Genomic DNA, 11,881 nt, shown 5'->3' on the forward strand with positions numbered 1-11,881 from the left:
GACATGCTTAAACAGCCTTATGATCCATGTAATTATTTATGACGATACAGACCAGTTCAGGGAAAGCCTATCTGTCCTGATCAACGACTCCGGCACTATGAAAGTGATGGCTGCTTTCAACAATTGTGAAACCATCGAAAAAGACATTGCCCAGCTGCAACCGGACGTTATTCTGTTGGATATCGATATGCCTGTCATCACAGGAATTGAAGCGGTGAAAAGAATCCGGGCTTTCAACACCACAGTAAAAATCCTGATGCTGACCGCTTTCGACGACGATAAAACTGTTTTTGATGCGTTGAAGTATGGTGCCAATGGTTACCTGCTCAAAAAAACAGTTGCCCCTCGTTTATTAACGTATATCCAGGACGTTTATGAAGGGGGTGCTCCGATGACAGCTTCCATTGTTAAGCAGGTACTGCGCATGTTTACGCAGTTTCATCATCTGCCTGCCCATGAATACAATCTGTCTGAAAAGGAAAAGGCAGTGCTTCAGTTGCTGGTGGACGGCAAGAGTTACAAAATGGTGGCCGCTCATATGGAGATCTCTATTGATACCGTCCGCACCCATATCCGGAACATCTATGAAGAACTACAGGTCAATTCCAAAAGTGAAGCCGTCGCCAAAGCCTTGCGGGACAGGATCGTCTGACAACTGCCTCCCGGAGCATGTGATTTTAGCTCTCCCATACCGGAACCAGTAACCAGGTAAACGGTTGGCAACAAAAAAGCCGCATTATCCGAATGGATAATGCGGCTATGGAAAACTGTATTGTTGTGAATACTACTGGCAGTACCAGCAAGGCTCCTTCGGAGAAGGTTGTGTATTGCAGGTTTCGATGATGGTAGTACAGTTGGGCTGATTAGTGATGGGAACAAACCCACCGGCAAGCAGCTGTTGTTGTGTACCATTGAGCACTGCGATAGCGGCTTTATTGAAAGCCAGTTTTTTCTTCAGTGATATTTTTTTCTTCATAAAAATTTTTAAGCTGGAATAGGTACTACATACAACGCACACACATCATTCCGGCAGGAGGAATGGTGGGGCAGGTTCTTTGCTGGCCGGTAGGACAATCAGTCAACCTTGTCAGCTCCAGTCCGCCCGCGATCAGCTGTTGTTGTCTATCGTTCAGCTGAGCGACAGTTTGTTTGTTGAAAGATAGTTTTCTCTCTATGCTTACTTTTTTCTTTTTCATAAGAAGCGTTTGATAAAATAATCAAGGGCACAGCTGGCAGATGTGGCCACCTGGAGGAATGGTAGCGCAGGAGTCCAGACGGCTAGTGCAATTAACCAGTAAGGTGATGATAGCACCGCCTGCTATCTGTTGCTGTGCTTCTGCATTCAGCGGAGCTACGGTCTGTTTGTTGAAAGACAGTTTTCTGCTGATGTTTACTTTTTTCTTTTTCATAACGAAAGTTTTATAGGTGATGAATTAAAGTGTTGCGCAGAATTGACATAACTGGGCCCCCGGAGGGATGGTTGCACAGGTGTCCAGAAAGGTGGGGCAGTTGATTCTGGTAAAAGTGACGGTAGTAGTAGGAATACCGCCGGCAATCAGTTCCTGCTGGCTCACATTCAGAGCTCCTACGGTGGATTTGCCGAGTGTCAGTTTTTTACTGAGGGATACTTGTTTCTTTTTCATGGTGATGCTTTTAGTGTGTTGAGGAGTTTACAGGGTGTTGCAGAGCTGACAGGGTTTGGTGCGAATGGGTGCGGTTGCACAGGTTTCGCCCTGGGAATTGCAGGTAATAAGTTGGGTAATAGTAATAGTAGTAACGCCGCCAGCAATCATTTGTTGTTGACTCGCATTCAGAGCGGCTACGGTAGATTTACCGAGCACCAGTTTTTTGTGGAGGGATACGTTTTTCTTTTTCATATTTATCAGATGGTTGGACATTCATAACAAGGACCAGTACGCACGATAGCGGTATGGCAGGTTTCAAAGTAGGTTGGACATGCAGTTAGCCTTGTTTCAACGAACCCGCCTGCAATCTTTTGTTGCTGCAGCATGTTGAGGGAGGCAACTGTTTCTTTACTGAGCGTTAATTTTCTTTCAAGGTTTGCTTTTTTCTTTTTCATATTTTATGCTTTTAGGGTATTGCAGAGCTCACAGGGACCTGTAGGTGACTGGGCGGTATCACAGGTAACTGCAAATGACTGGCAGTTGATTGGTCTGGTAATGATGACGCCGGCCCCACCTGCGATCTGCTGCTGTTGCTGCATATTGAGGTTGGCTACTGTCTCTTTGTTGAGCATCAGTTTTCTTTCAAGGTTTGCTTTTCTCTTTTTCATAAAATGGGAATTGACTGGCCTGCTTCAGGCAATACAATACCGTTCGGGCAGGCCCGGGTGAAGGAATAAAGTATTTCCGGAACAAATCACTCCTGATGGCGGCCATCCGGCCGTCAGCGCAGGTTTAATCCGTAAATAAAAAGGGAACTACTAGCAGAGAATACACTGGTCTTCCGTGTAGCGGAAGGTGTTGCAGGAAGCGTAATTGGTTTCCTGACATTGAACCTGTCGGGTAATTGGAAGCAAACCACCGGCTATCATGGCCTGATGTTGTGCATTGAGAGCGGCAATTGTTGTTTTGTTGAAAGAAATTTTCCTTTGGACAGTTGTTTTTTTCTTCATAACAGGAGGATTTTACGGGTTATATTTCAGGTTATATCTTGCTGGCGTAAGGCTAACGACATCCGTATCAATAGTGTAATAACTCACTCAGTTATTTCGAGATGCTGAAGATAACAAAATTGAATAGGAAAAAAAATTTTTTCTGCCAGTAGATAAGCCCCCAAAATATACCCGTTCCCGTTGGCTCAAACCAGCTCCTGCCTATCCATTTTCAACAGGTATAATTTTTCCGGTTTATTATCCTTCATATAATCAACGCCCCATTCATACAAGGGCTCAAAGATGGCACATAACTTCCTGCCGGACTCGGTCAGCATATACTCCACTCTGGGCGGCACTTCGGGATATACTTTTCTGCAGATGATACCATCCTGCTCCAGCTCTCTCAGCTGACTGGTAAGTACTTTCTCTGTCAGGTTCTCACCGGTTTTCTTCAGTTCACCATATCTTTTAGGCTGTCCGTCAGACAACATACTGAGTATATACAACTTCCACTTTCCACTAATCGCTTTTACCGCATATGTCAACGGACAATGTAATTTCGGATTTCTCATATTTTTTTAAAAAAATGTGTTCAGGCAGATGACTGGTAATCAACAAAACCTACCAAAAAGTAAGTATGGCACTAAAAAGTAACTACTTCCCGGCGACTATGTAAAGATATACTTTTGGCCCCGAAACTATCAAACACATATGAAAAAAGCAGTATTATCAATGCTGACCGCACTGGTTAGCAACTTCGCAGCATCCGCCACTGTAGCCACAGACAGCGCTATGACCATACAACTCATCAGGAGCGCCACCGTTAAAGTTGCTGCCAGCAACAAACACATTCTTGTAGATCCTATACTGGCTGACAAAGGAACAGAACCGCCTATCCCGTTTGCCAACGACAAAAAGATTCCCGGTATAGATCTGCCTTTCAGCAGAGACCTCGTATTAAAAGATGTGGATGCCGTATTGCTCACGCATTACCATCCCGATCACTTTGATGAAGCAGCAGAAAAAATGCTGCCTAAAAACATGCTGATATTTTGCCAGCCGGGAGATGATATCAAACTACAGGAAAAAGGATTTACCAACACCCGTGTAATCGACAGCAGCCTTACCTGGGAAGGTATCACTATCTCCAGATACCTCTCCAGTCACCATAAAGGTGCTGTTGGCGCCCCACCTTTCGGTATCTCTTCTTCCTACTATTTACGGGCAGGCAAACAATCCGTGTTCTTCACTGGTGATGCCATCCTCGATGAGCTGTTAACAAATTCCCTACTGCGCACCCAGCCACCAGTGATTGTGGCCAATACCGGCGAATGCCAGTTCACACGGGAAAATCCGATACTGGCACCCGGCATCACCATGACACTGACCACCGGTGAACTGAAAGCCATCACCACACTACTCCCCTCCACTACCATCATCGCTGTACATATGGATGCCATCAATCACTGCAACCTTAGCAAAACAGCGCTGAGAAAATATGTAAACGATGAAAAGCTGAAAAGCCGTATCGTAGTGCCTAATGAGGGAGATGTTCTTCCCTATAAACAGGTAAACAGAAAATAGTCCTGGTTAGTGCAATTATCCATAATTTAGGGCTTCATCAAGTAAGGCCCTGCAATGGATCTCTGGCAATATATCAGCATTTTAAGACAACCCGATACAACCGGTATTTTCCGAAAAAACAATACTAATGAAAAACTGGAAGCACTGGAAAAGATCCGTGCAGAAGGTTATCCGGGTCTTATCTATCATTTGATACCATTGCTAAGGAATACCACTTATCCAGTTATCCGGGAAGCAGTCTGCGATACCATCGTTCATCTGTTCAGGAAAATGAAGGCCAGGGGCAGGTTGTATGAAACAGTCAATCTCTGTGAAATATCTAAATCAGATATTGATTTTTATGAAGCTGCCTTTCAAAAAGATCAGCTGATAGTGTTGCTGGCCATCAGTTCACTGAACGAAGACGGCTACCTGCGGGAGAAGGCTGTTAAAAGACTAGCTGCCTTACAAACACCCGAAGTTGTTCCCTTTCTTATATACCGGTTGGCGGACTGGGTTCCACAGGTCCGCCAATCGGCTATTGAAGCACTGACACCACTTACACGTCCGGATTTTGTAGATACCTTCGTAGCGCATCTGCCGCTGCTGCAATGGCTCCGGCAGGTACAGAGAACAGATCCGGGGCCAGTGGCAGAAGGCATCCGTGATTTTATTATCCATCGCAACAGAGCAGTGGTACTGCAGCATTTCTCCCGTTATCCTGATAAGGCGAGGCTGATACTGACACAACAACTTTCCGCCTCCTACACCGGTGATAGCCGGGAGCTGAGCATTTTCATCCGCGACAAACTATATCTCATAAGATTACAGGCCCTGGAACATTTTGAAGACCTCTCAACCGCAGCTATCGAAAAACTACTGACTGATAAGTCCCCAAAAGTGCGGATACACACGCTTTACAAGCTGAAAGGCGCAGCTAACTTCCGCGACATTATACAACGCTCTATTGCTGATGATGCTGCCAGCATCAGATCCTTTGCCCGATTTGTATTGAAAGGAAATGAGATCGATTATAAAACCATCTATTATAATAACCTACAGGAAGACCGGCAGATAAGCGGTTCCCTGGCCGGTTTGGCCGAAACAGGCGCGAAAGAATATGCAGCTGCTGTTGAACGTTTTTTACAACATCCCTTCCCACATATCTGCAGATCTGCGTTTCTGGCCCTAACCAAACTGGATGAACCCAAAGCCCATGTATTCGCGATCACTCATATGGCTAGTGAGATCCCAGGAATCAGGAAGGTGACCATCGGGTATCTTTCGCGTGTGGCAGGCAAATCTGTGCTGGAAACAGCCAGGCTTCATTTTAAAACCGGTAGCATCGAAATAAAAAAATCCATGCTGAAGCTATTCAGTCAATCCGGTGGCTGGCCTGCGCTGGCCGATCTCATACTGGGCACGATAGATACACACGAAAGCATCCGGCTCCTAAGCGCAAATTATCTTGCAACCTGGAAAAACAGGGCTATCACACTTTACACCAAGCCCGCTCCGGAAGATATGAAGCGGGCCAGGCTTATTTTTGACTTTGCGCATGAACATCATGAAAAAGAAACTTACTTCAGCACAAATCCCCTAACGGGACTTGACTTTTATCTTCGTTAAGATTAAATCTGCGTGCCTGTATCTTATCGTATTCCTTTACATAGTCAGGATGTTCGGTGCCCATCAGCCGGTCCCATACCCGGAAATACAGGCCGTAGTTGCCTTTGAACTTACGGTGATGCAGGTTGTGATGCACGGAAGTATTGATCACCTCAAACAACCAGCTATGCCGAAGCCAGCGTGGCATCAACTCATAGCCCAGATGTCCGTATACATTGATGATAAAGCCCGTGATGGTAAACAGCAGCACTGTTAGCGGGTGCAGCGGCATGATACAGGTGATCAGCACTAATACACCACCTTCTGCCGCAGCCTCCAGGAAGTGAAAACTGTACGAAGTCCAGGGAGAAGGATTGATACTTTGATGATGTACCAGATGCGTTAATTTGAATAGTTTAGGATGATGTAACAGGCGATGCATCCAGTAGAAATAAGTATCATGCACCACCAGGCTAAGCGCCAGGCTTACGCCGATATACCATATCGGAAAATCATGAATGTCGCTATATACAAGCGTATAATGCCGTATCGGCGTATTCAGAATGGCCACCCCAATGACCGTAAACACCAGTGTACTTTGTACGGAATGTAATATTTCCCGGATGAAATCCTTTCGGGAAGCGTAACGCTGCTGTATCTTCTGTAGTTTTAGCCTGGCGGGGAACAGCAGGTAAAAGATTACAAAAGGTATTCCTGCCAGTAAAAAATACCTCAAAAGGGAAATGCTGAAAATACGGACAATGCCTTCTACTATCGTATTCATATGGTCTGATGCTTCATTTTGATTTCTCAAAATTAGCAACAGCAGGCCCTTTGACAGGTTAACAAAGGATAAGAAAGGACATTAACAAAAGATAATTTCTTTTATTTTTTGCCCCGCTCCTGCAGCCTTTTTCTTATTCTGCTGAGGGAGACCGGTGTAATGCCCATGATGGAGGCGATGTATTTGTCGGGTACCCGGTTCACAATATCAGCACGGCTATTGAGCAGCTGCAGATAACGTTCTTCGGGCGACAGCAACACAAAGGCTTCGATGCTATCCAATGCCTCAGCAAGCATTCTCTTCAGAAAGTATATGCGTAACGGTTCGAACTCCGGATGCTCCTTTAATACCTCTTCGAGCCGGTCGTAGTCTATCTCCAGTAAGGTTGTTTCTTCCAGTGCCCTGTAGTTGAAGCGGGCAGGCTGCTGACGGATGATGGTGTCATGGGAGGCAATAAACTGTCCTTCCCAGCGAAGAAACATGGTCGCTTCTTCCCCACTCTCTTTTACCATATAAGCCCGCATAATTCCCTGCATCAGGTAGGCCAGTTTTTTAGCCGTATCACCCTCACGGATATACATTTCTCCGGCCTCCAGTTTCTGTTGTCTGGTGGCCACAAATAAAGGCCCCATATCTGCCGGCAGCACGCCGTTAAGACTATTCAGTAGTTTTTGTAGTGTATCGATTGAAAAAGACATCTCCGCCATTTTTTATGCCACATCAGCATCAGACATCAATAATAATAATTTCTTTTGTTTTTACTGAACCTTTTCCTGCAGGGGTTGTTTTTCCAGCAAACAAAATAACCATACATGAAGAAAGTACTGTTGTTTCTACTCCTGCCCCTGGGAGCCCTGTTAGCATTTTTTGGGGTTAAAAGAGTTAAAGAGCCTCCTGCTGATTACATTATTAAAGGGATAGTCCGAACCATGGAGGAAGATGTTAACCCTGTTGCCAAACCATCTGAATGTGTAGTTATAACAGGCGATCAGATTTCCTTTGTAGGCAGCTTTCAGGATGCCCAAAACAATTATTATCAGGAAGGCAAAACAGAGATTATTGATTGCAGCAATAACCTGGTGATTCCCGGATTTATGGATGCCCATGCACATATAGGCATAGCATCCCTGGCATCACCACTAGCTGATTTAAGTGGTCCTCCATATGGCCATGTCACCTCTATTCCCATTCTTCAGGATAGTATGAAGGCATATATAGCCCGTAACTATCCGCCTCATTCCAATACTATGGTCATCGGGAATAATTATGATGATTCCCAACTGGAAGGCCATGCACAACCTACAAAAGAGGATCTGGATAAAATTGATCCGGACCATCCTATTTATGTTGCTCATATAAGTGGTCATATGGGTGTAGCCAATTCAAAATTCCTGCAAATCCTGAACTTCAATGACAATACACCGGATACAGTCAAAGGAGGTATCCTTATAAAAAACAAGGGTAAACTAACTGGCCTGCTGCTGGAAAATGTTCATCTGTATGCACTTTCAGTAGCGCTGAGTCTCGCCACCCCTCCAGGTCTCACCCCGGAACAAAAATATCAGACGCAGTTAGCCTTATTGAAGGAACAGGAAAAGCTATGGTTTAAATATGGCATTACCACTATGTGCGAAGGTAGAGCCAATCCTGAGCTGATAGCATTGATCAGGCGGGCCAACCAGGAAGACAAACTCACAGGGGATTACATTGTGTTGCCGGACTATGACAGCAATGCAGACCTGGACCAGTTTAAAGACAACTACAACAAATATGACAAGCATTTTAAAATCGGGGCCATTAAACTCACCCTCGATGGTTCACCACAGGGAAAAAGTGCATTCCTGAGCGAACCATACAAGACGCCTATGATAGGACAGGATAGCGCCACCTACCATGGCCACCCCAACTACAATTATCAGACTGCGCTGGCAAATGTCAGAAGAGTGGAACAGGCAGGTATGCCGGTCCATATCCATATCAACGGAGACTCAGCGATTGACATGGCACTCAGCATCTTTGAAACGTTAAAAAAGGAGAAAAACGCCCAAGGTGAACCGCTGATCAAACAGCAAACACCTAATGTGCTCATTCATTGCCAGACAAGCCGTAAGGACCAGTTACAAAAGATGAAGAATCTGCAACCATATGTCATGCAAAGCTTCTTCCCCACCCATGTGTATGTATGGGGCGACTGGTATGTACAAAATGTACTGGGCAACCCACGTGCCCAGTATATCAGCCCGCTGAAAGATGCAGATGACCTGTTGCTGGATTTTACTATCCATACAGACGCACCTATCACCCCTCCCGATCTGCTGGCCGGGGTATATGGAGCCGTAAACCGTATAACACAGACAGGCAACCCTTTGGGTCAGGATCAGCGGATCAGGGTGTACAGGGCTTTGAGAGCTATTACAAAAGATGTAGCCCGCCAATGGGGAGAACAAACTACCAAAGGCAAACTGGCCATAGGTTATAAGGCAGATATTATCGTTCTCGATAATGATATCATCAATGCCGATCCTAAGAAGATTAAAGATGCAAAAGTGTTGTATACCTTTAAAGATGGCAAACCTGTATTTGCTATGGCAGGAAGACTGCCGCCCCGCATTCCTGGTTCCAAATAAATTATTATCCGTTAAAAAAACACCGGTCGCACATTGCCGACCGGTGTTTTTTATTTTATGTAACTGTGCTGATTTTAAAATCAGCGTCATCACGCGACGCAAAAAAGATGCAGCTGACTGTCCTACCTTCGGCCCTACTATCAGGCCAGGTGACCTATTACCGGACCAGTATTCCCGGACATTCGACCTATGCCCCTATCCCTCACTGCACACCACGTTTTTTAACATTTAAAAATAACCATTATGCCATCTTTTGATTCCGGCGTGCGCGCCACCCATGAACAAACTGCCCGTATTCTGCAACATATCACCAACCACTGGGTATCCTGTTGCCTTTATGCAGCAGCCAGATACAATATTGCAGACATACTGGTAGCTGGTCCCAAAGACCTGGAGAGCCTGGCTACTGAAACTGGCACCCACGCACCTTCTCTGTACCGGTTACTACGTTTGCTGGCTGCCCATGAAATCTTTGAAGAGGTTTCTCCGCGTGTATTTGCCAACACACCCATGGCCACTGCACTCATTGGTAACATGTACGGCAGTATGAAATCCTTCCTGCTGATCGAACTGGGTGAGTTCTACACGCCGTGGGGCAATCTGGTGGAGACTCTTAAAACCGGTAACACCGCTTTTGATGAATATTACCAAACTAATTTATGGGGCTATTATAAAGCGAATGAAGAAAAAGGCCTCAACTTCATGAAGGCTATGACCAACCTGACCGGATTCTGCGATACCGCCATCCTTGAAAAATATGATTTCTCTCCTTTCCAAACCATTACAGACGTTGGCGGCGGCAACGGTGCCCTGCTCACCGCCATTCTGAAGAAAACACCCGGCACATCAGGCATCGTATTCGATGAGCCCTATGTAGTGGAGCAAACCGCTGCCATCATAGCCGCGGACGCAGCTGTCAAAGACCGTTGCTCCACCATCGGCGGCAATTTCTTTGAACAGGTACCGGCAGGCACCGACGCCTATATGATGAAAATGATCATCCACGACTGGAACGATGAAGATTCCATCAAAATACTGAGCGTTTGCAGCCGCGCCATGCGAAAAGACAGCAAGATACTCATCATTGACGGCGTAGTACCCGAAGGCAATACCCTTCACGGTTCCAAACTTATGGACATGAACATGCTGGTAGTTACCGGTGGTAAAGAAAGGACAGTGGCCGAGTTTGATGAACTGTTCCGCCGCTCAGGTCTCCGGCTGACAAGAGTAGTGGACCTCTCTATTTCTGAAGTGAGTATCGTGGAAGGAGAAAAAATATAACATCTGCAAATACCTGAACCATGCTAACCAACAAAAAAATAACCACACCTTACAAAATAAAGATGGTGGAGCTGATCACCACCAGAAGCCGGGAAGAGCGTGAACAACATATACGGGAAGCCGGTTATAACACTTTCCTGCTGAAATCGGAAGACGTACAATACGACCTCCTCACCGACAGCGGCACCGCAGCCATGAGCGACCGGCAATGGGCCGGTATGATGCTGGGAGACGAAGCCTATGCAGGCAGCCGCAACTACTACCATCTCGAAGCTGCTGTACAGCAGCATTATGGTTACAAATACATGGTGCCCACCCATCAGGGAAGAGGTGCTGAACACATCCTGTCCAGGATGCTGATCAAACCCGGTCAACTGGTACCTGGCAATATGTATTTCACTACTACCCGTGCTCACCAGGAACTGGCCGGCGGCACTTTTGCAGATGTGATTACCGACGAAGCCTACGACCCGGGCAACACCTTTCCTTTCAAAGGAAATATAGACCTCCGCAAACTCGAAAATCTCATTGCCCGTCACGGTGCTGAAAACATTGCCTATCTCAGTATAGCCACCACCGTTAATATGGCGGGAGGACAGCCCATTTCCCTCAGCAATCTGAAACAGGTGCGAGCACTCACTGCCCGGTACAACATCCGTATCGTGCACGATATGGCCCGTGTAGCGGAAAATGCATACATGATCCAGCAGCAGGAAAGTGGTTATGAAAACCATTCTGTTGCTCAAATCATAAAAGAGATCTGTTCTCTCACAGATGCTGCCACCATGAGCGGGAAAAAAGATGCTTTGGTAAACATCGGCGGCCTGCTGGCACTCAATGAACATGCCCTGTACGAAGAAGCCATCAATCTTGCCGTGCTTTTTGAAGGGCTGCATACCTATGGCGGCATGGCCGGCAGAGACATGGAGGCCAAGGCCATCGGCATTGCGGAATCGGTTCAGGACGTACATATACAGGCAAGGGTACAACAGGTGCACTATCTGGGGAACAAACTCATAGCAGCCGGCGTACCTGTAGTGAAGCCCATCGGAACCCATGGCGTATACATTGATGCCACCGCATTTTATCCGCATATCCCCCAACATCAATTCCCGGCCCAGACACTCACTGCAGAGCTGTATATCAACGGAGGTTTAAGAACAATGGAACGTGGTATTGTATCTGCCGGCCGCGATAAACAAACCGGCGATCATATGTATCCCAGACTGGAACTGGTGAGGCTCACCATCCCACACAGGGTATACACGAAAGACCATATGGATGACATAGCAGATATCGTAATAGACACCTATCACCAAAGGGAAAAAGTAAAAGGCCTCGGGATGATGCACGAACCGCGACATCTCCGGTTCTTCCAGGCCAGGTTTGAACGGTTGTAGC

The 11,881-nt window shown here is 46.2% G+C and carries 17 protein-coding genes; 6 read left to right on the forward strand and 11 right to left on the reverse strand.

Features of this window, described 5'->3' with window-relative positions; genetic code table 11:
* Positions 1-19 precede the first annotated feature (19 nt).
* Positions 20-652, forward strand: coding sequence for a response regulator transcription factor (locus KD145_RS05450; protein WP_212004893.1), 633 nt, complete (start codon positions 20-22; stop codon positions 650-652).
* A 132-nt stretch (positions 653-784) separates the two neighbouring features.
* On the opposite strand, the gene KD145_RS05455 is transcribed toward KD145_RS05450, so the two are convergent.
* The 9 genes from KD145_RS05455 to KD145_RS05495 form a co-directional block, all read right to left on the reverse strand.
* Positions 785-976 (reverse strand): class I lanthipeptide, encoded by a 192-nt coding sequence (locus KD145_RS05455; RefSeq protein ID WP_113618906.1) that lies wholly within the window; start codon positions 974-976, stop codon positions 785-787.
* Between the two features lie 25 nt (positions 977-1,001).
* Positions 1,002-1,196, reverse strand: a complete 195-nt coding sequence (locus KD145_RS05460) for a class I lanthipeptide (protein ID WP_212004894.1) — start codon at positions 1,194-1,196, stop codon at positions 1,002-1,004.
* A 21-nt stretch (positions 1,197-1,217) separates the two neighbouring features.
* Complete coding sequence (locus KD145_RS05465) at positions 1,218-1,409, reverse strand: class I lanthipeptide (RefSeq protein WP_212004895.1); 192 nt, start codon at positions 1,407-1,409, stop codon at positions 1,218-1,220.
* A gap of 24 nt (positions 1,410-1,433) precedes the next feature.
* Positions 1,434-1,643, reverse strand: coding sequence for a class I lanthipeptide (locus tag KD145_RS05470; RefSeq protein ID WP_212004896.1), 210 nt, complete (start codon positions 1,641-1,643; stop codon positions 1,434-1,436).
* Positions 1,644-1,670: 27 nt separating this feature from the next.
* Positions 1,671-1,877, reverse strand: a complete 207-nt coding sequence (locus KD145_RS05475) for a class I lanthipeptide (RefSeq protein WP_212004897.1) — start codon at positions 1,875-1,877, stop codon at positions 1,671-1,673.
* 5 nt (positions 1,878-1,882) lie between these two features.
* Positions 1,883-2,080 carry a class I lanthipeptide gene (locus KD145_RS05480; protein WP_212004898.1) on the reverse strand — a complete coding sequence of 66 codons (198 nt, stop codon included), beginning with the start codon at positions 2,078-2,080 and terminating at the stop codon, positions 1,883-1,885.
* Between the two features lie 3 nt (positions 2,081-2,083).
* Positions 2,084-2,293, reverse strand: coding sequence for a class I lanthipeptide (locus KD145_RS05485; RefSeq protein WP_212004899.1), 210 nt, complete (start codon positions 2,291-2,293; stop codon positions 2,084-2,086).
* A gap of 150 nt (positions 2,294-2,443) precedes the next feature.
* Positions 2,444-2,635: a class I lanthipeptide gene (locus KD145_RS05490; protein ID WP_212004900.1), complete on the reverse strand. Its 192-nt coding sequence runs from the start codon at positions 2,633-2,635 to the stop codon at positions 2,444-2,446.
* Positions 2,636-2,820: 185 nt separating this feature from the next.
* On the reverse strand, positions 2,821-3,189 hold the full coding sequence (locus tag KD145_RS05495; RefSeq protein WP_212004901.1) for a helix-turn-helix domain-containing protein: 369 nt from the start codon (positions 3,187-3,189) through the stop codon (positions 2,821-2,823).
* A 139-nt stretch (positions 3,190-3,328) separates the two neighbouring features.
* Here KD145_RS05495 and KD145_RS05500 point away from each other — a divergent pair, with 139 nt between their 5' ends.
* Both KD145_RS05500 and KD145_RS05505 read left to right on the forward strand, forming a co-directional pair.
* The gene (locus tag KD145_RS05500) at positions 3,329-4,201 is read left to right on the forward strand and encodes an MBL fold metallo-hydrolase (RefSeq protein WP_212004902.1); all 873 of its coding nucleotides are present in this window, start codon (positions 3,329-3,331) and stop codon (positions 4,199-4,201) included.
* Positions 4,202-4,255: 54 nt separating this feature from the next.
* Positions 4,256-5,809, forward strand: a complete 1,554-nt coding sequence (locus KD145_RS05505; protein ID WP_212004903.1) for a hypothetical protein — start codon at positions 4,256-4,258, stop codon at positions 5,807-5,809.
* On the opposite strand, the gene KD145_RS05510 is transcribed toward KD145_RS05505, so the two are convergent.
* Together KD145_RS05510 and KD145_RS05515 are read right to left on the reverse strand one after the other, a co-directional pair.
* Complete coding sequence (locus KD145_RS05510) at positions 5,766-6,572, reverse strand: sterol desaturase family protein (protein ID WP_212004904.1); 807 nt, start codon at positions 6,570-6,572, stop codon at positions 5,766-5,768. The two genes, KD145_RS05505 and KD145_RS05510, sit on opposite strands and share 44 nt — an antisense overlap.
* A 101-nt stretch (positions 6,573-6,673) precedes the next feature.
* The gene (locus KD145_RS05515) at positions 6,674-7,270 is read right to left on the reverse strand and encodes a Crp/Fnr family transcriptional regulator (protein ID WP_212004905.1); all 597 of its coding nucleotides are present in this window, start codon (positions 7,268-7,270) and stop codon (positions 6,674-6,676) included.
* Between the two features lie 114 nt (positions 7,271-7,384).
* Here KD145_RS05515 and KD145_RS05520 point away from each other — a divergent pair, with 114 nt between their 5' ends.
* The 3 genes from KD145_RS05520 (at position 7,385) to KD145_RS05530 (ending at position 11,880) form a co-directional block, all read left to right on the forward strand.
* A complete protein-coding gene (locus KD145_RS05520; protein ID WP_212004906.1) occupies positions 7,385-9,199 on the forward strand; it encodes an amidohydrolase in 1,815 nt (604 codons plus the stop codon).
* 243 nt (positions 9,200-9,442) lie between these two features.
* Positions 9,443-10,480: a methyltransferase gene (locus KD145_RS05525; protein WP_212004907.1), complete on the forward strand. Its 1,038-nt coding sequence runs from the start codon at positions 9,443-9,445 to the stop codon at positions 10,478-10,480.
* 20 nt (positions 10,481-10,500) lie between these two features.
* Positions 10,501-11,880, forward strand: coding sequence for a tryptophanase (locus KD145_RS05530; protein ID WP_212004908.1), 1,380 nt, complete (start codon positions 10,501-10,503; stop codon positions 11,878-11,880).
* Position 11,881: the final 1 nt, after the last annotated feature.

It is taken from the genome of Chitinophaga sp. HK235, assembly GCF_018255755.1.
In the GTDB taxonomy this organism is placed as follows: domain Bacteria; phylum Bacteroidota; class Bacteroidia; order Chitinophagales; family Chitinophagaceae; genus Chitinophaga.

Coding starts and splice junctions, on each gene's coding strand:
- KD145_RS05530 (WP_212004908.1), top strand. CDS start 10,501: ATGCTAACCAACAAAAAAATAACCACACCTTACAAAATAAAGATGGTG.
- KD145_RS05465 (WP_212004895.1), bottom strand. CDS start 1,409: ATGAAAAAGAAAAAAGTAAACATCAGCAGAAAACTGTCTTTCAACAAA.
- KD145_RS05475 (WP_212004897.1), bottom strand. CDS start 1,877: ATGAAAAAGAAAAACGTATCCCTCCACAAAAAACTGGTGCTCGGTAAA.
- KD145_RS05515 (WP_212004905.1), bottom strand. CDS start 7,270: ATGTCTTTTTCAATCGATACACTACAAAAACTACTGAATAGTCTTAAC.
- KD145_RS05510 (WP_212004904.1), bottom strand. CDS start 6,572: ATGAATACGATAGTAGAAGGCATTGTCCGTATTTTCAGCATTTCCCTT.
- KD145_RS05525 (WP_212004907.1), top strand. CDS start 9,443: ATGCCATCTTTTGATTCCGGCGTGCGCGCCACCCATGAACAAACTGCC.
- KD145_RS05520 (WP_212004906.1), top strand. CDS start 7,385: ATGAAGAAAGTACTGTTGTTTCTACTCCTGCCCCTGGGAGCCCTGTTA.
- KD145_RS05490 (WP_212004900.1), bottom strand. CDS start 2,635: ATGAAGAAAAAAACAACTGTCCAAAGGAAAATTTCTTTCAACAAAACA.
- KD145_RS05455 (WP_113618906.1), bottom strand. CDS start 976: ATGAAGAAAAAAATATCACTGAAGAAAAAACTGGCTTTCAATAAAGCC.
- KD145_RS05460 (WP_212004894.1), bottom strand. CDS start 1,196: ATGAAAAAGAAAAAAGTAAGCATAGAGAGAAAACTATCTTTCAACAAA.
- KD145_RS05450 (WP_212004893.1), top strand. CDS start 20: ATGATCCATGTAATTATTTATGACGATACAGACCAGTTCAGGGAAAGC.
- KD145_RS05485 (WP_212004899.1), bottom strand. CDS start 2,293: ATGAAAAAGAGAAAAGCAAACCTTGAAAGAAAACTGATGCTCAACAAA.
- KD145_RS05470 (WP_212004896.1), bottom strand. CDS start 1,643: ATGAAAAAGAAACAAGTATCCCTCAGTAAAAAACTGACACTCGGCAAA.
- KD145_RS05505 (WP_212004903.1), top strand. CDS start 4,256: ATGGATCTCTGGCAATATATCAGCATTTTAAGACAACCCGATACAACC.
- KD145_RS05480 (WP_212004898.1), bottom strand. CDS start 2,080: ATGAAAAAGAAAAAAGCAAACCTTGAAAGAAAATTAACGCTCAGTAAA.
- KD145_RS05495 (WP_212004901.1), bottom strand. CDS start 3,189: ATGAGAAATCCGAAATTACATTGTCCGTTGACATATGCGGTAAAAGCG.
- KD145_RS05500 (WP_212004902.1), top strand. CDS start 3,329: ATGAAAAAAGCAGTATTATCAATGCTGACCGCACTGGTTAGCAACTTC.